Below are 18315 nucleotides of genomic sequence, written 5' to 3'. Positions count from 1 at the left end.
ATTACGGATCAGCGGGCGTAGCCCAGTTCCTTCAATGCCGCGACCAGCGAAACGCCTTTTTCTTTGGCGAAGGCCTGGGCTTCTGCAACCTTCTCGTCCTCGGTCTTGGCCCCGTTGGCGGGGGCGGTGCTGGGCTTTTGCGCCGGGGGCGCTTCTTCGCGGTGCGCTGCCACGGCGGCGGCGCGGGCGGTCTTTTCGGCCTGCAGGACGGCCATGCCGGCCGCTTCGGCAGAGGTCTTGCCGTCGAAGGCCAGGCCCTGCAGCAGTTCGTCATGGCCCGGCAGGCCATCGCCCACGGCCAGCACGGCCTGGATGCGCTCGCGCTCTTGCTTGGCGCCCAGGGCGGTGAATTCGGCTTGCAGCTGGGCAAACAGAGGGGCGTGGTCCTGCTCGAAAGACGCACGCGTGATGGGGGCTTGCTGAGTGTTGTCAGCCATGGTTTTTTCCTCACGGTCGGGGGTTGAGTCTTTGGGCGCAGCACCGGCGCTTGGGGACGAGGGAGAGCCCAGCGCAAAGACGGCCTTGCGGCGCTTGGCGAACTGGGAGGGATCTGCGGCCATGCGGGCAACCAGGTCGTCCAGGGTGGAAACACCGTCCACCAGGCCTGCGTTGATTGCGTTCTGACCGCGGAAGACACGGCCGTCGGCCATGTGTTCGAGAACCTGCTCGCTGGTAGCGCCACGGAAGCGCGCCACGTCGTCGACGAACAGGGTGTAGACGTAGTCCACGTCGGCTTGCACCTCGGCCCGGGCTTCCTTGGACAAGGGCTCGGCGGCATTGACCATGCGCTTGTATTTGCCCGCAGCCACCGATTCCTGGCGCTTTGCCGCGCCTGGCTCGTAGGTGCGGTCCATGACCACACCGATGGAGCCGACAGTCACCACGTTGGAGCTGATGTAGATGGCATTGGCCGCGCTGGCCGACCAGTAGCCGGCGCTCAGGATCTGCTCGTCGGAAAAGACGACCAGTGGTTTCTGGGCGGATGCCTCAAAAATGGTCTGAGCGAATTCGGGCACGCCCAGCACGTTGCCGCCGGGGGAGTTGAGCACGAGCACCATGCCCTTGACGCGCTGGTCCACCATGGCGCTTTCGACCTGCCTGGCGGCCAGCTGGGTGCTGATGCCACCGGAGACGCGCGCAAACAGGTTGGCCTTGGGTGCCATGACGCCGGACAGCTGCAGGACGGCCACACCACCGGAGTCGACGGTGTAGTCCTGCTGTTCGCTGGCCAGGGGCCGGCCCAGGCGCGCCTCGACCGCCGGAATGTCGATCTTCTCGCCGCGCAGATGGGTCTCGTAGATGGCCTGGATCTCGCGCAGCATTGCTGGCTCGAGCGCCCAGGCGCCCTGGATCATGTCGCGCAGATTCATGGTGCGCTCCGCGTGCCGACCGTGCGGCTCATGTTGTTGACAGTGCGCTGCAGGTCTTTGACGTCAGCGCGGATATCGGAGAGGGTTTCCTTCAGGCGGCTGTCCTGGTCCCGCACGTGGCTGGAGGCGATGGCGGCCTGGGATTCGATCAGCGAGACACGCTTGTCCAGCGTGCCGTAGGCCGTGATGCCGGCGGTCATGAAGCCGATGAAGGTGAGCACATGGCCGAGGTTGACGGTGGGGTCGAACTTGACGCGCGAATGCGGCTGCAGGTCGCTCATGCGGGTTCCTTGGAGGTTTGTGGTTGAACAGGTGCTGCAGCCCCGGCCTTTGGCACGGGCAGGATGCCGTCCGCGCGCATGCGGTCTTCTTCGGTCTTTTTCTGCTGGTAGGAGTCCTCCCAGCTGGAGCCGAACAGTTCCCACTCCGCGCGCTCGCGGGTCATAAGGCGGGCATTGATGGCCTCGACATAGGCGGCCACCTCGTCCTTGGGGTTGATGGAGCCCATGGAGTCGCCGGGCCAGGCCGCGCGGGTGTAGGCCCAGCGCAGCAGCGGGTCGGAGAAAAAGCCTGGCGCCTTGATCCGTCCGATGGCCACGGCTTCGGTCATCCACGTCTCGAACACCGGCTGGCAGAAAGACTGCGAGAGCCAGTAGCGAACGCCGCGGAAGTAGACCCAGGCGTCCAGCAGCGCGGCCTTGCTGGCCGAGTAGCTGCTGTTGAATTGCTTGAGCAGCAGCTCGTAAGGCAGGCTGAGCGCCATGCCGATCTGCTTGATGACGGCCAGGATGAAGGGCTCGAAATTGGGGTTCGGGCGGCCGGGATTGACGATGTGGGGCTTTTCGCCTGGTGCCAGGCCCACCACGGACCCGGTTCCCAGGCCGATTTCGGCGCCGGGGTCGCTTTCGGGCGCCGCGTCGTCGCCCTGGAATACGGCGCTGGCCTCGCCCGTGGGGGTCTCGATGAAGACGGTCAGATAGGACGTGATGACCGCAGCCATGATCTCGGCGTCGGTGTACCGCGCGATCTGCTTGATGCAGTCGATGATGGGTGCCAGGTAAGGCACGCCACGCACGGCCCCTGGGCGCAGCTTGCGGAAGTGGTGCAGTACGCGGCGGCGGCGTGAGCGGTTGCCCAGGCGCTCCACCCACTGGCCCTTGAAAGGGCTGCCCTTGACGCCGGCGAGCGATCCCGGGTGCTGGTCGTAGATGTAGTACGCCTCGGCGGCGCCGCTGGCATTGAGCCGCACCCCGCCGGCCATGGTGGCGGTGTCCATGGCCCCCAGGGGATTGCCGACCCGATCAGCCTCCAGCACCTGGATGCGCAGGGCATAGGGCTGCATGGGGCTGGTTTCGCCATCCGGCAGGTTCGTGAAACAGTCCCCGGATTCGAGGGTGCTGCGCAGGACCAGGCCCTGCAGCTGGTAGAAGTTGAGTTCGCCCTCGAGGTCGCAGTCGGTGCTGTCGGCCCAGAGGCTGAATTCCTGATGCACCTTGGCGCGCCAGGCCTGGGCACGTTCGGGGCTCCAGCCCAGCACCGACAGCGCGGGCGAGGACACCAGGGCCAGGCCGGTACCAACCACGCGGTCGAGGTTGGTGTTGATGGCGCCCGCGGCAATGGGCGACGTGCGGGCCAGCTCGCGCGAGGCGCCGCGCTGCAGCGGCAGGCGCGACAGGGTGTCGGCACGGGCATCGCGCGGGCTGGGGTTCCACCAGCGGCTGGAGCGTGAGACCTTTTCGTTGCTGTCGCCGGCGCCCATGGCCTTGAGGCCGGTGGTTTCGGCAAGCATGTCGGCAATGAGGATCTGCGCGCGATTCTTGGCGCGGCGTGCACCCCAGGCCGGAGCCACGGCAGAGATGGCCCTGTCCAGTAGATTGAGCTGCATATCAGTACGGGCGCAGACGGATGACGCGACGGGCGCGGGGATTCTGGCCGGCCTGCAGGACGGCAATCTTTTGCTGGCATTCGCGGATGCCGTTCTGCACCTGCTCCAGCTCGGCGCGGCGGTTGCGCCGTGCGGTGGAGCCCTGCCCTATCTGGTATTCCTGGGAGTCGAGGATGCGCTTCTCGGCTGCCAGGTAGCTGGCAAGGCGGTCCTGCCAGGATTGGAGTTCTGCGGCGCTCATTACCAGCGTCCTTTCGATTGCAGGGCGGCGACGGCCTTGGCGAATTGCGCGGGAAAGCGCTCCAGCGCCACGCGCTGGACCACGCCGTCGAAGTCCAGGCGCGGCCTGTAGCTGGGCGCCTGGTTGGTGAAGATGAAGAGCGGTTGCAGGCGCTTGCCTTCGCGGCGCCAGATGCCGTCAGGCCGGTCGCCGCCTCGGGGCTTGCCTACGAACAGGTCATTGGCCAGGCGCCTGCCCTTGCGCAGCTTCTGGCCGCTGCGGCTGCGCGTGGCGCTGACGGCGCGCAGGCCCTTGAGGGCCGCAAGAATGGTGCGGATATCGGCGCCGCGCACGTTGCCGTTGGCATCCAGCCTGGCAGCAGCGCCCGGTACGACGAATTGAGCGGCGCCCAGCACACCCGCATAGCGCAAGGCGTTTTCCATGCGCTTGGAGCTGCGCGCGCCGCCCTCGACTTCGGGCAGCAGGTAGCTTTCCTGGGCGTTGCCGCTGGTCATGTCCTTGGTCTTGACCAGGACGCGGGCGACCAGTTTGTCCTTGGTGGCCGGCTCGATGCGCAGCGCGTTCAAGGTGTAGCTGGTCGGGTTGTCGAAGACCTTGCGCATCTCGCGCGGCAGGTCCTCGGTCTGCGCCTGCTTGGCGATGCGCGTGAGCGCCGTGGCCGTGGCGTAGGGAATCAGGCGCGCGGGCACCCCACGCATGGAGGCCGCCATGTCCGCCGGGGACTGGCCTTTGCGCGAGATGTTGAGCATTTGAAGTTTCCAAACAAAAGCCCCCGACTCCTTTCGGAGACAGGGGGCTGATACCGCTTTCGCCTTGGTTGCGGATGGGTGTTTCGGGCTAGGCGGACTTTTTAGACCTACCTAAATTAGCCCGAATTTTGGGCCAAAGTGTCATATGGAGTCGAGGACTAAAGTGTCATATCTGGAGCTGACACTTTTTCGTTTGACAAGGCGCCCTTTTTCAGATTGGTTTCCAGAACAGCGAGAGAGGCCGCGTGCACGCGCTTGCGGAACTCGCCCAGCACCAGGTAGAAATGCTGCCGGCTGATGTTGAGTGCTGCCGCGGCCGTCTTGACCGGCGTAATGCGGTGGACGTAATAGAGGTCGAACACCCATTTGTCCAGCGCGTCCGGCTGGCATGTGTAGGCCAAGTGGAACGCCGCCAGCTCGGCGCTGCAGTACGCATCGGGGCCGTCTGTCTTGAGTGCCCGCGTGCGAGATCCGCTGAGCTGCCCGAGGATGGAGCCCATCTTTGCAGGGGGACCGTAAAAGCGCCGGGTGGACTTCCAGGCCACCCATTGCTCGCACAGATTGTCGAGGTCGAGCTGCTCCTGGCCCGGGATGGGCTCCAGTTCTTCATCCTGGGGCGCTGCCGCGGCCAGGCGCATGGCTTCAGGGTCTTGCAGGTGCTTGTCGGTCATCGAATTCCTCGGGAAAGTATGCGGCGCCCCACGGGAGCGCGTTTCAATGCAGTGGCGAGCGGCACGGGGGCCAGCTGCTGGGCGGCGGTGGGTGCCGGAGCGACCACTGGCGCCGGAGCGGGGGCTTCGGCGGACGGCTGTTCGGGCGGGGGTACAGACGCCTGGACGGTCTGCGCCGCCGGTTCAGGGTCTGCCGTGGGTGTCGGTTGCGGTGCTGGTGGAGCCATCTCCGGCTCTGCCGGTGCTGCAGGGGGAGCAGGCAGTTCCACGGTTGGCGCGACCACCGGCGCAGGTGACGGATCTGCAGGAGGCGGCAGCACGGGGGCGAACAGATCACGGACGGGCGGGATCAGCTTGTCGCGCAGGCGCTTCCAGTCCAGGCGGGACCAGCGGTGCAGGCCGAGCTGATGGGCCAGGGCCAGGTTGTAGACCGAGACGTCCCACGCTTCGTTGCGGGCTCCGTTGGGCTTGATCCATTCGCGCACCGGCTTGCCCTTTCGGTATGTGGTGCGGGGCTGCTCGACCACCATTTGGTCAAACCACTCCGGCGGCAAGTCCTTCGAGAAGCGCATGGCGCCCTCGCCTTCGGTCAGGTGCATGCGGTTGTTGAGCCAGTCTTTGGCGACATCGGTACCGACGGTCCACAGCTCCACGCCGCCCTTGATCTTTTGGCCGCCCCAGTCGATATCGACCTTGCTGGGCGTGCTTCCCATGATGGGCCGATTGGGGCGGCTGGAGCCGTGCAGGATGACGCAGTTGAGGCGCTTGCGGCTCTGACCGTAGTTGTAGACGTCCTGGGTGTTATGGCCAGCGGAGTCGATGCCGTAGGCGCTCATCATGATGGGCCTTCCGCTGGCATGCATCAGGGGTGTAAGGCGCAGCTGGTCGAGCCGCTGCCAGACGCTGCCGGGGGTCTCGGGGCTTTCGGCGGGCGAGCCTGTCAGGACGATGTAGTCAATCACCCAGTGCTGCAGGCCTGGCCCCCAGGCCTCGATCTGGCATTCCAGGCGCGTGGGCTGGGTGTCCGTCGTCATGGTGACCACCAGGGCCTCGTCGGGGACGACACGCAGCGGATAGTCTTCAGCCCGCCGACGCAGCTGCTCGGCCGTGGTGGAGGCCTCGCTGTTCTTGTAGCTCAGGCCCAGGCGGGTGTTATAGAACACCTGCATGGCCTCATGGTCGCCACGCTTGAGGCGGTCCTTCGCGCGAGCGTACTGCCGGGCCAGCGACAACCAGGTGATGGCGCCCACGGGCATGTAGAACGCCGAGCAGGTGAAGCTGACGGTTTCGCCGTCGCCCTTGGCGGTGGCGACCCAGCGCGCTGTGCCGCCTGCGGCTTCATCCGGCAGCATGGTGATCTTGTGGCGCTCCTCGATCTCGCACCAGCACTCCGGGCAGACGAACCAGGCACGGTCCATGAAGCCGGTCTCTTCGTCGCGGGCATAGCGGAAGTTCTCCAGCTCCAGGGAATGGAGGTGATCGCAGTGGGGGCAAGGAACAAAGTATTTTTCCTGCGTGCCCATCTCGTAGAGGGTGTCGATCTTCGAGAAACCTTCAATACCCGGGCTGGAGGTGTAGAAGAATTTGCAGTCGTTGGCGTACTGGGTGGCCCGGGCCTCGGCCAGTTCGACGGGGTCGCCCTCCCCGTCCACGTTGAGATCCAGGCGGTCGATCTCGTCGACGTAGATGTAAGGCGCGGAGACTTCGGCCAGGTTGGCAGCAGAGCCCGCCGTGTTCATGTAGAGGGTTGCGTCCCCCTGGAAATCCTTGGCCTGCGTGGTGTTGCGTGAATCGCGGCTCTTGGACGCCGACACGCGCTCGCGCAGGACGGGCACGTTGCGGATCATGGTGGACACGCGGGCCGAAAAGCGCTTGACCAGGGTGTCGGTGGGCTCCAGGGCCAGGATGTTGCGCGGCCGGCGGTGAACCAGCGAGCCGATCCAGTTCAAGGCCGTCTGCGTCTTGAACATCTGCGAGGCGACCTTGGCCACGACGCGCTTGCAAGGGTGGCTGGGCGAGAGCACCTGGTGCACACGCCTGGCCGGATAGCTGCGGTCGAAGCGGAACGGGCCGGGCTGCGGGCCGGACTTGGGCAGGATCATGAACTCCTCGGCCCATTCGTCGCAGCGCAGCTCGGGATCTGGGCGCGAGCCCTCGATGGCAGCCTTGACGATCACCACGTAGCCGTCAGCCAGGTTCATGCGGCCTCCGGTTTCTCGGGCATGAGATCCTGCAGGCGGCGCTCAGCGATGGTGAAGGCCTTGCGCAGCTCTTCCATCAGCACATGCTCGATCTCGCGGACATCGGCCAGGCCGACAACACGCGGCGCGGAGCGCTGCGGTGCATTGAAGACTTCGTCACGCAGAGCGCGGAACGCGTCGAACACGCCGCGGCTGACCTCACGGCGGTCCAGCAGCAGGCCGGCTTCGCGGGCGTTTTCTCGCTCCTCGCGCTCCACAGCGGCCATCTCGCGGCGCACACGCAAGGCCTGGTAGTCATCCTTGCCGCTCGAGGCGCCGACCGGAGCCGATTCCTGGGCCTGTGGCGCGCTATTTGCGGCCGATGGTGCTTCACCCATTGCCGAGCTGGATTCGCTCGCTGCGCGGCCAGCATCGGCCCGGGCGCGGGTGTTCTGTGCCCACTGGATATCGGCCACGGCGGGATCGATCTTGCCGTCGATCAGGGTGATGCGGCCCTCTTTCACAGCCTTGGCCACGGCGGACTTGGCAACGCCACGGCGGCGGGCGTACTCGGCCTGGGTGATCAGCTCGACGCGCCCGTTCACTTTGCACCCCAGCGTTCACCAGTTCGTTCACTTTTCCGCAGACCAGCCACTAGCGTCTGCGCGGGGGTCGAATTACCCTCGTGGGTCAATGCGCCAGGAGTACCTATCGGGGGGGTGGGCACGGCCGCGCCGGCCACCCGGCAGGGAGCCCCGCCATTCGACAGCACCAGCCTCTTCTCCATCTCTTTTTTCCTTTTCTTATAAAAAAACAAACAATGGATTACGCGGTTACGGGCGCGCGTAAACACCAAACCCGCGCCACGCCTAGAGAGTTACGCTGTTACGCCATTACGCAGTGCGCGCTCCTGCACACATGCGCCCATGTGCATGCGCACCTGCACACGCCTGCACATGTACATACACGGGAGGGGCGTAACGGCGTAACCGTGTAACTTCCCGCGCCATTGCTGGGCTTCGCTGTTACGGGGCCGCGTAATCGTGTAACTCGTCATAGGGTCCATTCCTCTTACTGATTGCCGGAACTGTCTTCGGCATCAGGGGCCGGGGAGCCCGAGCCGTAGCCCAGGTACTTGCGCAGGTAATCCTCGAAGCCCTTGACGCAATCGGTGGCCCACTGCCCCTCCGTCATACGGGCCTCGCCCTCACCCAGGACGGGATCGCACACCAGGAACATGCGCTCGGTCTTCTTCGCCTCACCGACACGGGTGACGTTCATGGGCTTGGTGCGGGCGGCCTTGCCGCGGCTGTCCGAGAAGCGGACCACGGTGCTGGTGAAGAGCTGCTTGTTGAACGGGTAACGCTCACCGGTGCGCTGGCACCACTTGAGATAGGCCCGATAAGCCTGCGTGCCTGCGCAAGACTGATACGGCAGATCCAGCTCGCCCTCGGCCCATTCCACCCAGAAGCGCTCCGCGCTCTTCAGGTTCAGATCGATCAGGTTGCTCTTGGCCACCGTCATGGGCGGCTTCGTGTAGGGGTTGAAATCGCCCAGGGGATAGTCGAGCAGGTACTGGTAGAAGGCCTCGGTGCCGCCGTTGTCGCGCCACCCGCCCAGGTCGATGTAGTACTTGTCTTCCTTGGCCTTGGGCGTGTAGACCACCAGATAGCGCCGGTCCGAGTTATCCAGCGCCAGCGGCTGCAACTCGTTCGAGAGGAACGCGATATTCATGTGGTTCTTCTCCTCGCGCCGGATCTGGTGCTTGGAGTTGATCTGCACCGTGGGCGAGGTGATCAAGGCCTTGAGCCGGTTCTTGTTGTGCACCAACTCGGCCCGGCTCATGATCTCGTCGCCCACCACGAACTGCTTGCAGCTGCGCCAGTCGTTGAACTTGTCCTCCAGCTCGTCCTGGCCCACGATGGTGGCGTACTTGCCGTAGATCTGCACCACCGTCTCGAACAGCATATTCTTGCCGGCGCCCTCATCGCCGTGCATGACCACGGCCGTGCGCATCTTGGCGCCAGGGTGCTGCAGCGGGTATGCCAGCCAGCACAGCAGCCAGTGCATGACATCGCCCGTTTCCGGCTCGTCGGGCGTGGCCCGGCTGCACAAAAACGAGACTAGGTCGAGCATCGGCTCGACATTGCCCTTCTTCGGCACCATGGCCATGCCGTCGCACATATTGATGAGGCGGCTGTCCTCGCATTTCATCGTCGGATCGAAGACCAGCTCATCGGCGCGGATCGTGCGCCGCTTCTCGCTGGCCTTCCACATATCCACCAGCTGGCGGCCGTGGGCATGGCCCATGTTGCTGATCTTCATGATCATGCGCTCTTTGCCATCCCAGACCGTGTCGGTGCCGTAGATCAGGGCGAAGTTTTCGACCAGGTTGTTGAATTTCCCCCAGTCGATGGTTTTCTCCTTCTTGCGGGCCTGTACGGGCTTCTCAGCGCTATCTTCGGCGCCCTCTTCACCCCCCCTATCCCCTTTGGAGCGCGCAGTAGCGCGCTTCTTTGAGGGGGCGGGGGGCGGGGGTGTGCCGGCCTCCGGCGGCACACGTACCCCTGCCTGAAAGTCCACGCGCACAACAGAGCCTGCCGACGAATCATCATCAGCAGCCGAAGACCCATCCAGCGGCGCTGGCGCGCCGGGGGCGGGAGACGCCCGCGGCTCTGCGGCCGCAGGCGGCGGTGGCGCAGACGCCCCGCCCTGATCAATCTCTGTATCGTTATCAGCCATATCGTCGTGTCATTGCCGCAATCACGCCATCGAGCTGACGGCGCACGGCGTCCAGACCCTCACGGGCATGAAGGTCGTTAAAGTCCGTGTCCTTGGGGCCACGGTTCGTGGGTTTGAAAATCGGCCACACCAGGTCGCAGGCCTCGACCTTCCTGGCCACGGCCTTCGCGGCCGTGCGCCCGGGGTTATTCAGCCGGCCCGTCTTCTTGTCGCGGGTCATGTAATCGTCATCGGCCAGGATCAGGATGCGGATCTCGGGGTACAGCTGCCGCAGCAGCGGCACCACATGGGCCAGGTTGCCGGCGTCCATGGCCACGAACACCGGAAAGCGCTGCTCCACCGCCATGCGGGCCGTGCAGCCCGTGGCAAAGCCCTCCACCACCAGCAGCAAGGCGGTTTCATCGTCCACCGTGCCCAGGCGAATGCAGCAGCCCGGCTTGTCGAAATGGCGCAGGTAAATCTTGGCGCCGTCCGGCTTGATGAACTGCACGCCACGCATGGCCTCCTCCCTGGGCATGTCGTAGCGCATCAGCGGCAGCACCATCGTGCCCGCGGGCAAGGCGAAGACCGTGTCCTGCTCGCCCTTGCGCTTGCCTGGCCAGCGCAGCACCAGGCGATCAGCCAGCATGCGGAAAGTCTCGCCCGTCACCCCCTTGCGGTCCAGGTACGGCGTGCTGGGCGCCGCCACGGCCTTGCGCCAGATCGTCAGGGCCGACGCCGACGCATTGGCGATCTCCTTCGCCCGCTCCACGGCCGCAGCCTGCTCCGCGGCTGCGCGCGCTGCAGCCATGCGCCGGCGCTCCTCCTCGTTCAGCGGCGCCCAGTCGACGTCGACGCGCTCCCAGGTTCCGTCCTTGTACGAGCCGAAGGAGCCGACGATCCATTCCTTGCTGGAATCCTTGATGCGGTGGATGTACAGCTTGTGCCAGTGCTTGCCGCCGAGGCCGCAGGTCTTGCGGCCGAAGCCTGGCTTCAGGGGCAGATCCTTGTTTCGGAATTCGATCCCGAAATCCTTCATCTGCTGCACGACCTGGTCGTAGTTCTCCATCAGCCCGCCCCCACGCCAGCTGCCCGTAGGCGCTGCAGGTGCGAGACCAGGGCCTCGGCACGGTCCATGGTGCGGTCCAGCTCCCGAGTCAGCTTCATGGCCTCGGTCGTCGGGTCCAAGGGGACCGGCGGCGCATAGCCCGCCGCGTTCAGGATGTAGGCCGTCAGCCCGTCGAATCCCGCCTCACGGCATTTGCGCATCAGCAGCAGCAGTTGGCCTGGGCTCAGCCGCGTGTCACGGGCCGGGTTCAGGGCATCCAGCAGATAGCGGGCCGCAGCCTCTGGCGACTTGTCCGGGTACAGCATCTCGCCCACGCGCTTGGGCCCGCCCAAGTGCCTGATCGCATCCCGGGCGGCGTCCAGCTCGTCCTCATACGTCAATGACACGTCCATGCAGCACACCTCCCCACAGAAAGCAATAGCGTTCCGACGCGGTACGAATTTTTCGTAACGTGTCGGAACGCCTTAAAAATCAAGTTCAAGCCAGCAAACACGCCGTATCCGCTATCGCTTTTGATAGCGGCGGCGCTGCTGCAATCAGCGAGCATGACGCCCGCTCCATAGGCAAACCGTTCCGACGCGTTACGAAAAATTCGGAACGCGTCGTAATGACAAGCGCCGGCCGCTACAGAAAACTGCAGCCCATGGACACCAGCACCCCGCCCCAATCCAAAAAAGACCGCCACCAGACCCTGCGGCCCGGTGACGGAAAATGTGCCCAGGGCCACGACGCCCTGGACACCCACGAAACCATTGGAGAAGAACTTGAGCAACGAAACCGCCCTGCCCCTGAATGCGCAATCTGTGAACGCCATCGTCAACGCCTTGGGCGCCCTGGTTTTCGCCACCGTCCGGCAACTGCCAGAAGACAAGCGCGCAGCCTTTGCGCAAGACCTTGCACGGCTTGCCAAGAACGAGGAAAAGCGCGGCGACGTGGCCACCGAGACATTGCTGATGGATATGCACCGCGCAGCTGTGGCCGCCGCGAGCTGATCGCTGGGCCCGCAACGACAAAACGCCTGGACAGGCTCCAGGCGGTAAAACGGGCCTCCAATCCATCAACTGACGAATCAACAACGGACATAGGCGAGACTCATGCTGGAAAAAGACGAACTGGAAAAAGCGCGCCGGGACAGACAAATTGCGGTCCTGCAAATGCGGATCGAGGAACTGCAGGCCGTGGTCTCTGCACAGACTGTCTTGCTCGATTCGCTGTACAAAAATCGCTTTGCGGACGAACCCGCAGAATGCGAAGCCTTGATCAACGGCTTTCTCGAAGATCTGCGGAGTGCCAAAACACTCGATCCCTCAACAGAGGAAGCAGTGGCCGAACAGCAAACTCGCATCACCATGTGGATGGAACGTTTTCGAAATCGTGTAGTTCTCTCACTACTTCGCGGCGAGGCCATTTAGGCTCCTCCATCGGTAGCCCATCCAAGCTCCCATATCGCATGCTCACGGGGCTTTGGGCTTTCGGCAGCCTTGATGTACTCCTCAAGGCTGGTCATCAAAAAACGGGCACTCTCCAGCGTCAAGGCGACCCGCACCGTCTCCTGTCCAGGAATGTCAAAGCCAAGGCCAAGACGTCTACGGCCCTCGCAGAACGGCAACACATTGCGGGCTGTCGCATCCAGATAGATAGCTGGCAGCGCGTTCATTGCCCGCACTCTCCCAAGATCTGGCGGCGCAGCGTCAGCGCGTTGGCCTTCAGCTCCTTACGCGATTGCAGCGGTCCGCCTACTACAAACTTCTTGCTGCGCACCCATTCGGCAAACGACGTATCACGGCCCGGTTGGGGTTCGATACGCTCAGGTGCGGTGTTATGCATGGGAACCCTCCTGCGGCTTCGAGGAATTCCGCAGGCAACCCCACTCCACATCAGGGCGCAGTTGCTCGCAAAGGACGGCCCCGCTGGTCAGCCGCTCAATGGAAGGACAGCGCTCTGCCGGGACTGGTCGCGCTCCAGTCAACCATTGATGCACAGCGGGAGGCGTGACTTTCAATGCTTTCGCAAGAGCCAGTTGCCCGCCTAGCAGCACCACGGCTCTCTGCATATGAGGATTTGAAGGCTGTTTCATCCCCTCGATAGTAAAGCAATGCTTGAAAAAGTAAAGCATTGACCATTCGCATTTACTACTTAAGACTAAAGCAATGCTTTCCACTGCTCAACAATTAGCTGCGAAACTTGAGTCCGTACTCAGCGACCCGCGTATCAAGCAATCTGACATTGCAGATGCCTGCGGCGTATCTAAGCAAGCGGTGCAAGGCTGGAAAAAAACAGGTCGTATTGATAAAAAGCATTTGCCAAAGCTTGCCCAAGTGACAGGGAAACCCCTGGAGTGGTGGCTGAGCATTGACGGCCCCCAGGAGCTGCTTGAAGCACAAACCCAGAAGCCTTCTGAGGAAGCACTGGTAGATGCCTTCTCTGACTGGCGGCTGCAAGCCAGCCCGCGGTCTTTGGAAACGATCAACAAATTGGCGCTACTGGCCAAAAAAAATGCATTGAGGGATGAAGATTGGACACTGATCGACCAGTTGGCCAGCCGGTTCAAGAAGACGCCTTGAACCCTCCGCCGATGGAGCCAGCGAACGAAGACACGTTTGACCCGGTTCCTGACCGCATCAAGCACCTGGTTCTCAATGAAGGCGCCAGCCGTGTACCGCGCGACTTCGAGGCTGAGAAGCCCGATGAACTATGGCTGGGCGATGCCTATGATCCGGCTGCGCCAGAGGAGCCAGCCATCTCCTTGTACCTGAGGCTGGGCTCACCCGAGAATCTGGTGGCCGAGGCAGTCTGCGGGTGTCTGGCCCGCATCCTTGGCTTGCCGGCGCCCGAGGTTTTTATCGTCCATATCCCCCCCGGGCACTTGCCTCACTCCGCATTGATCAAGCAAGATGCAGCCGCCCTGTGCGTCGCAACCAAAGATCTTGGAGGGGAGACGTTCCTGCAGTTCCTTCGCAGCGACAAGAAAGCCGCGATCTCCCTGCTGACCCAGTGGGCTGACTGGGCCAAGGTGGTGGCCTTTGACGAATGGGTAGCCAACGGCGACCGCAACTTTGGCAACATCATTTACAAGGACAAGACTCTCCACATCATCGATCATGCAGAGGCTTTTGGCGGCGCATGCAGATCGCTCTATCCCTTGAATGAACTGGCCGACGGCGTTTTTGACAACAGGCTGGCCATTCCCATGGAGAAATTCACGGCAGAGCAGTGCCACCATGTGCTGGAAGGTCTCAGCCAATGGTTGGCAGAGGTTGCCGAGCCCCTGGACATCCCAGGCATCGTGGAGTACGCAGACACCAGCCACTGGCAGCCATCCCAGCAGATTCAAGAACTGATCACGTTTATCGAGCAGCGTCTCGGCATCACCTACGAACTACTATGCAACCGACTTGGCCACCCGCAACTGAAACTGACGTCCACCGAAACGAAGGACGAGTCAGTGGCTGGCGCGCAGTAATTGAGTTTGCCCCCAAGCCCACCAGCTCCGAAAAATTATGCGCCGGCGTGGTTGTTCGCACGGAAGATGGCCGTGTACAGGCACTTTGCGCCGTCGATGAACGCAAGGCAGAGCATGCTTTCGGCGTGGCAGGCCAGGCACTGCACTCCGTGGCCCAACATCTCTGCGCCTCTTTGCTCGAACATTGGCAGCATGAGCCTGCGGAAACGTGGATGCCTCCATTTTCGAATGCGCGTATTGAGAACCTGAGCAGATTCTCGGCTTCCAGCACCGAGGAAGCACTGGAGTTGATGCTGCGCCGCAGCAGCACCATGCATACCCTGCTCAATGCGTATGTCATTGCGCAGCAGCAGCGCAACCATGGGATCGTGAGCCGCGTCAAATCCGCGATCCAGCGCGACAACAACGCCAAGCATTTGGCCAAGCGCTTCAACAAAAAGCTGACCTTGGGTGGAGAGACGCATCCGCTCCAGGTCGATTTTCTGGGCCAGCACTATGCCTGCTACTTTCTGCAGGTCACCAGCAGTGTGCGCGGCTTGGAAGGCAACACCGAACGCGCATACGGCAAGCTGTTTGAGCTTTCGGCGCTGAAGCGCATCATCAAAAAGCCCAGCAAGAAAATTGGCCTGTTTGAAGACGAGAGGCCCGAGGTCTTTGAATTGCTGATGGTAGGAGACCGCAACGACCCTATCCAGAAGCGCGCCATCAATCAGGTTCTGGCACTGGCCGATGGGCAAAAAATTGTGGCTCGCATAGAGCCAAATCCCATGGCCGCCGCTGAACGGGTAGCCAGCAAGGAGCGCCGGGTTGCATAACCAGGCCGCCTAGCCTATTCCTGCACGTTGATGGGTTTGAAGTAGCCCTTGATGCAGGCAATCTTGCGCACGCAGATCTGAATATGCGTATGGCTGCGAAAGCCAGCGCCAGGATAGATTGGATCACCCTCCAGGAAGGCGCCACGCACGGAGTCATACTCCGGCAACTCGCGCTCCTCACGGATCTGATGCAGGGTGTTCATCACTGCGCAGTCCAGAATCCGCGCAGGCTTATCAGGGGTCGAGCCCTTGTTTTCAGGCATTGGCTTGCCTGCGGAATCCATGAGCCCCTGCAAGTGCGCATGGGCCGCCCTTGCTTGCTCTGAGGCCCCCAGATCAAACATGTCAAGGCAATGCCTCAGGTCGATCACCGCCCCCAGCACAAAAGGCTTCTTGATTTTTCCTGCCGCGTGATAAGCCCTTGCCCACTCCCAAGCACGAGCTACGCTGCCTTCCCAGAAATAGATGCCGCTGCCCAACCAGTCATAGCTTTTTTCAGAGGGCTTGAGGTGTTCTTCGGGTTCGCAGAGGATTCGCATCCCCACCTCTTCCTCACAGCCGTGAAAGCCCAGGATGAAGCTGGGCTGGAATTCGTAATTTGCAGCGCTATCCATTCAACCGTTCTCAACCGCGGTAGGGCTTGGCAAGGTCGCCTTTGGTGTTCAGGATGCCGGCCCGCTTGAGGAAGGCCACGGACTTGGCCTTGCTACTGGTCAGCTCGGACACGTAGTCGGCCATCTCGGCCAGTTCCTGTTGTTGCTTCTCAGACAGCACAACAGACACATCCTGCTTTGGCTGGCTGGATTTTCGGGGTGCAGCACTCCTCGGCGCTCTCGCTGGCGCCCTGCTCTTCAAGGTTTCTGTAGTCATTTGGGGTCTCCGCGCTGGCGTAGCGTCTCAGCACTTCATGGACAGCAGCCTCACGGCTGTTGCTCGGCCTTCGGCCCTGGCGTCTATCTATTGATACACACCAATTCACCTCATTTTGCACTAATTCGCACTGGAGGCAACGCCGCCGTAGGCATGCTTCATCAATGAGTAAAGCATTGATTGATTTTGGTAAATCAATGCTTTACCATGCCGACATCTTATCCACATACGGAGCCACAGATGTCGCAATCCCCCCTCGCAGCGCTGACCCAGCAGTTAGCGCATCTGCCGCCAGACTTGCTGCGCACCCTGCAGCGTGCAGCCAATGGCCTCGATCTGGACGTCCAGGGGCTCACCGCTGACGAGGTCGTACAGCGTTACACCGCTTTGGGATGTCAGATCACCCCTGACTTCGCAGCCCGCATCCTGCGTGAACTCCCCTCTGCGGGCACGAGCCACAGTGATATCGCCGCTGCCAAGCTGAATGAAAGCGACCTGCCGATCGCTGGTGATAAAGACGATGGTTCCGGTAGTCATCAGGGCAGTGTAGAGCCCGCCCTCACCCTGCGCTTTTACGATTGGCGCTGCGGCCACCACGGCCAGCGCCCCGCCGACATTCCCGTCAGCAACCCCGAGCAGGCCTCGGCCATCCTGCACGCCATGAGCCACTGCATCAGTCAGCCCGGCCACTTCCGCGCCTGGTTGATGAATGACGTTCACGCCGTAGGCGCATATGTCAGCGACGACCACTTCTCCCTTGCCAACTCTGAAAAGACCCAGTTCCCCAACACGGAACTGCTGGGCTGGGATGACGAGCGCCCGGTGCTGATCTACGGCACCGCCGAACAGATTGCCGAGCTGAACAGCCCAGCTCACGCCGAAGCCGTGAGCGGCCTCTGGTTCTGGGATTCGCTGCCCGCCTGGGACGGTAAGTCCTACCTGGACGAGTCCATGGCCACCACCACGCTCACCCTGGCCGAGCTGCAGGAGCTGGCCCGCCCCATTGAGTGGCATGAGCCCGCGCGAGGCGAATGGTTCGGCCTCCCGCCGGTTTTCAAAAGCGCCGCGACCGCGCTGGAGGAAGTTCGCGCAATCAGCGCAGAGCTGGCCGCCACCGTACAGACGCCTGCACTGGACGCATGATGACCAGGCTCTTCAAGATCCAGGTGCCCGGCCGCCGCCCCTACTACGGCGAATACACCTCGGCATGCGTAGCCATCGTCCTGGCCCAGTGCATCTACGGCGTGCACAGCGCCCAGGCCAAGGCGGTGCAGCCATGAACACGCCCCGCATCGACCTCACCGGCCCGCACTACGGCCGCAACCTGCAGGCCGAGCTGCGCGCCCAGGCACGCGCCATCCGCGTGCTGGCCGTGCTGCTGGCCATGGTGGGCGGGCTCACCCTGTCCGCCCCCTTCTGGGTCTCCCTCTATTTCTGCATTCAGGAGGGCTGCCTGTGACCGCCGCCACCGCCATGGAGATGACGCTGCGCATCCGCGGCCAGGTCTCCGAGTGCATCTACCGCACCACCACCTCCGGCCTGGCCCAGCTCGAGATCAAGCTGGCCGCGCCCGGCGATCAGATGGTGCGCGCCATCCATACCTACCCCAACAAGTCCCAGGCCAGCCACTACGCCGCCAGCCATCTGGCCCGCCAGATCAAGGGCCGCACGGTGGAGCTGTACGGCACCGAGCCGCGCTTCGCACGCCAGCGCCTGGAATGCGTCGCCGTCCACGTCGCCCTCGACCAGGCCGACAACCGCAAGGACATCCACTCATGAGCCGCCGCAACCTCCAACCCATCGACCGCCACGCCCAGTTCGGCGCCCGCAAGGTCGCGCCCACGGCCCATCCGTCGCCCAACGCCCGGGCCCTGCATGAGCGCCGCATGAACGAGCGCCTGCAGGTGGCCAGCCAGAGCATGCCTGTCTGCAACAGCACCACGCGCCAGCCCTACACGGGCAGCGAGCTGCGGGCCAGCGTGCGCCCCGGCTCCATGGATGCCTTCTCCCTGCCCAGCGTGGAGATGGGCCGCCGCATCTACCGCAAGGGGGCGATCTGATGGCCTCCGCCTGCAAGACCTGCCAGCACTGGCAGCCCGAATCGTCCGACCCGCGCATGGTCAAGCTGGGCTTCGCCCACTGCGCCAAGCGCCCGGGGCCCGGCCGCACCCGTAGCGCCGAATCATTCTGCGGCCAGTACGCCGCCGCCCCGGCCGAAACCCTCGACGCCCGCCGCGCCACCGCCAGGCAGCGCGTGCAGGAACTGAAGAAAGGGGCCTGA

At 63.3% G+C, this 18315-nt stretch carries 28 protein-coding genes; 11 read left to right on the top strand and 17 right to left on the bottom strand.

The annotated features are described in order from the left end of the window. Positions 1-8: 8 nt before the first annotated feature. The 12 genes from Cte04_RS18010 to Cte04_RS17955 form a co-directional block, all read right to left on the bottom strand. Positions 9-1370, bottom strand: coding sequence for a S49 family peptidase (locus Cte04_RS18010; protein WP_066481730.1), 1362 nt, complete (start codon positions 1368-1370; stop codon positions 9-11). Continuing rightward, positions 1367-1651, bottom strand: a complete 285-nt coding sequence (locus tag Cte04_RS18005) for a hypothetical protein (RefSeq protein ID WP_066481728.1) — start codon at positions 1649-1651, stop codon at positions 1367-1369. The genes Cte04_RS18010 and Cte04_RS18005 overlap by 4 nt, the downstream gene beginning before the upstream one ends. Next, on the bottom strand, positions 1648-3255 hold the full coding sequence (locus tag Cte04_RS18000) for a phage portal protein (protein ID WP_066481726.1): 1608 nt from the start codon (positions 3253-3255) through the stop codon (positions 1648-1650). Before Cte04_RS18000 ends, Cte04_RS18005 begins: the two co-directional genes overlap by 4 nt. A 1-nt stretch (position 3256) precedes the next feature. Further along, the gene (locus tag Cte04_RS17995) at positions 3257-3496 is read right to left on the bottom strand and encodes a DUF6148 family protein (RefSeq protein WP_245633430.1); all 240 of its coding nucleotides are present in this window, start codon (positions 3494-3496) and stop codon (positions 3257-3259) included. Beyond that, positions 3496-4245 carry a hypothetical protein gene (locus tag Cte04_RS17990; protein ID WP_066481721.1) on the bottom strand — a complete coding sequence of 250 codons (750 nt, stop codon included), beginning with the start codon at positions 4243-4245 and terminating at the stop codon, positions 3496-3498. Before Cte04_RS17990 ends, Cte04_RS17995 begins: the two co-directional genes overlap by 1 nt. Before the next feature lie 158 nt (positions 4246-4403). After that, complete coding sequence (locus tag Cte04_RS17985; RefSeq protein ID WP_174522948.1) at positions 4404-4916, bottom strand: hypothetical protein; 513 nt, start codon at positions 4914-4916, stop codon at positions 4404-4406. After that, the gene (locus Cte04_RS17980) at positions 4913-7117 is read right to left on the bottom strand and encodes a phage terminase large subunit family protein (protein WP_066481720.1); all 2205 of its coding nucleotides are present in this window, start codon (positions 7115-7117) and stop codon (positions 4913-4915) included. Before Cte04_RS17980 ends, Cte04_RS17985 begins: the two co-directional genes overlap by 4 nt. Further along, positions 7114-7701: a hypothetical protein gene (locus Cte04_RS17975; protein ID WP_066481719.1), complete on the bottom strand. Its 588-nt coding sequence runs from the start codon at positions 7699-7701 to the stop codon at positions 7114-7116. Before Cte04_RS17975 ends, Cte04_RS17980 begins: the two co-directional genes overlap by 4 nt. Before the next feature lie 466 nt (positions 7702-8167). Then, a complete protein-coding gene (locus tag Cte04_RS17970) occupies positions 8168-9421 on the bottom strand; it encodes a primase-helicase family protein (protein WP_245633429.1) in 1254 nt (417 codons plus the stop codon). Between the two features lie 409 nt (positions 9422-9830). Beyond that, the gene (locus Cte04_RS17965; protein ID WP_066481717.1) at positions 9831-10886 is read right to left on the bottom strand and encodes a toprim domain-containing protein; all 1056 of its coding nucleotides are present in this window, start codon (positions 10884-10886) and stop codon (positions 9831-9833) included. After that, positions 10886-11278, bottom strand: coding sequence for a hypothetical protein (locus Cte04_RS17960; RefSeq protein WP_066481708.1), 393 nt, complete (start codon positions 11276-11278; stop codon positions 10886-10888). Before Cte04_RS17960 ends, Cte04_RS17965 begins: the two co-directional genes overlap by 1 nt. Then, on the bottom strand, positions 11263-11658 hold the full coding sequence (locus tag Cte04_RS17955; protein ID WP_169798066.1) for a hypothetical protein: 396 nt from the start codon (positions 11656-11658) through the stop codon (positions 11263-11265). The genes Cte04_RS17960 and Cte04_RS17955 overlap by 16 nt, the downstream gene beginning before the upstream one ends. Here Cte04_RS17955 and Cte04_RS17950 point away from each other — a divergent pair. Together Cte04_RS17950 and Cte04_RS17945 are read left to right on the top strand one after the other, a co-directional pair. Beyond that, positions 11651-11878 carry a hypothetical protein gene (locus Cte04_RS17950; protein ID WP_169798065.1) on the top strand — a complete coding sequence of 76 codons (228 nt, stop codon included), beginning with the start codon at positions 11651-11653 and terminating at the stop codon, positions 11876-11878. The two genes, Cte04_RS17955 and Cte04_RS17950, sit on opposite strands and share 8 nt — an antisense overlap. Before the next feature lie 102 nt (positions 11879-11980). Then, entirely contained in the window at positions 11981-12298 is a 318-nt protein-coding gene (locus Cte04_RS17945) for a hypothetical protein (RefSeq protein WP_066481705.1), read from the top strand. On the opposite strand, the gene Cte04_RS17940 is transcribed toward Cte04_RS17945, so the two are convergent. From Cte04_RS17940 to Cte04_RS17930, 3 genes are read right to left on the bottom strand one after another with little or no spacing between them, the layout of a single operon-like run. Further along, entirely contained in the window at positions 12295-12543 is a 249-nt protein-coding gene (locus tag Cte04_RS17940; RefSeq protein WP_066481694.1) for a hypothetical protein, read from the bottom strand. The genes Cte04_RS17945 and Cte04_RS17940 overlap by 4 nt on opposite strands. Next, positions 12540-12713 (bottom strand): hypothetical protein, encoded by a 174-nt coding sequence (locus Cte04_RS17935; protein WP_157082109.1) that lies wholly within the window; start codon positions 12711-12713, stop codon positions 12540-12542. Before Cte04_RS17935 ends, Cte04_RS17940 begins: the two co-directional genes overlap by 4 nt. Continuing rightward, positions 12706-12939, bottom strand: coding sequence for a helix-turn-helix domain-containing protein (locus tag Cte04_RS17930; RefSeq protein WP_217997589.1), 234 nt, complete (start codon positions 12937-12939; stop codon positions 12706-12708). The genes Cte04_RS17935 and Cte04_RS17930 overlap by 8 nt, the downstream gene beginning before the upstream one ends. A 97-nt stretch (positions 12940-13036) precedes the next feature. Between Cte04_RS17930 and Cte04_RS17925 the strand changes: the two genes are divergently transcribed. The 3 genes from Cte04_RS17925 to Cte04_RS17915 are packed head-to-tail and all read left to right on the top strand — an operon-like array spanning position 13037 to position 15164. Beyond that, entirely contained in the window at positions 13037-13450 is a 414-nt protein-coding gene (locus tag Cte04_RS17925; protein WP_157082107.1) for a helix-turn-helix domain-containing protein, read from the top strand. Then, positions 13447-14349 (top strand): HipA family kinase, encoded by a 903-nt coding sequence (locus Cte04_RS17920; RefSeq protein WP_157082105.1) that lies wholly within the window; start codon positions 13447-13449, stop codon positions 14347-14349. Before Cte04_RS17925 ends, Cte04_RS17920 begins: the two co-directional genes overlap by 4 nt. A gap of 47 nt (positions 14350-14396) precedes the next feature. Further along, positions 14397-15164, top strand: a complete 768-nt coding sequence (locus Cte04_RS17915; protein WP_157082103.1) for a hypothetical protein — start codon at positions 14397-14399, stop codon at positions 15162-15164. Between the two features lie 14 nt (positions 15165-15178). Here Cte04_RS17915 and Cte04_RS17910 read toward each other — a convergent pair whose 3' ends face one another. Both Cte04_RS17910 and Cte04_RS17905 read right to left on the bottom strand, forming a co-directional pair. After that, positions 15179-15778, bottom strand: coding sequence for a hypothetical protein (locus tag Cte04_RS17910; protein ID WP_066481677.1), 600 nt, complete (start codon positions 15776-15778; stop codon positions 15179-15181). Positions 15779-15788: 10 nt separating this feature from the next. Next, positions 15789-15938, bottom strand: a complete 150-nt coding sequence (locus Cte04_RS17905) for a hypothetical protein (protein ID WP_157082101.1) — start codon at positions 15936-15938, stop codon at positions 15789-15791. Between the two features lie 336 nt (positions 15939-16274). Here Cte04_RS17905 and Cte04_RS17900 point away from each other — a divergent pair, with 336 nt between their 5' ends. From Cte04_RS17900 to Cte04_RS17875, 6 genes are read left to right on the top strand one after another with little or no spacing between them, the layout of a single operon-like run. Continuing rightward, entirely contained in the window at positions 16275-17177 is a 903-nt protein-coding gene (locus tag Cte04_RS17900) for a hypothetical protein (RefSeq protein WP_157082099.1), read from the top strand. Further along, positions 17174-17314: a hypothetical protein gene (locus Cte04_RS17895; protein WP_157082098.1), complete on the top strand. Its 141-nt coding sequence runs from the start codon at positions 17174-17176 to the stop codon at positions 17312-17314. Before Cte04_RS17900 ends, Cte04_RS17895 begins: the two co-directional genes overlap by 4 nt. After that, entirely contained in the window at positions 17311-17493 is a 183-nt protein-coding gene (locus Cte04_RS17890; RefSeq protein ID WP_066481655.1) for a hypothetical protein, read from the top strand. The genes Cte04_RS17895 and Cte04_RS17890 overlap by 4 nt, the downstream gene beginning before the upstream one ends. After that, complete coding sequence (locus tag Cte04_RS17885) at positions 17490-17813, top strand: hypothetical protein (protein WP_066481652.1); 324 nt, start codon at positions 17490-17492, stop codon at positions 17811-17813. The genes Cte04_RS17890 and Cte04_RS17885 overlap by 4 nt, the downstream gene beginning before the upstream one ends. Beyond that, a complete protein-coding gene (locus Cte04_RS17880) occupies positions 17810-18094 on the top strand; it encodes a hypothetical protein (protein ID WP_066481647.1) in 285 nt (94 codons plus the stop codon). Before Cte04_RS17885 ends, Cte04_RS17880 begins: the two co-directional genes overlap by 4 nt. Next, on the top strand, positions 18094-18315 hold the full coding sequence (locus Cte04_RS17875; protein WP_066481644.1) for a hypothetical protein: 222 nt from the start codon (positions 18094-18096) through the stop codon (positions 18313-18315). Before Cte04_RS17880 ends, Cte04_RS17875 begins: the two co-directional genes overlap by 1 nt.

This window comes from Comamonas terrae (assembly GCF_001544075.1).
In the GTDB taxonomy this organism is placed as follows: domain Bacteria; phylum Pseudomonadota; class Gammaproteobacteria; order Burkholderiales; family Burkholderiaceae_C; genus Comamonas; species Comamonas terrae.
The sequence above is the reverse complement of the archived record's forward strand: the minus strand, read 5'-3'. Positions and strand labels throughout refer to the sequence as shown.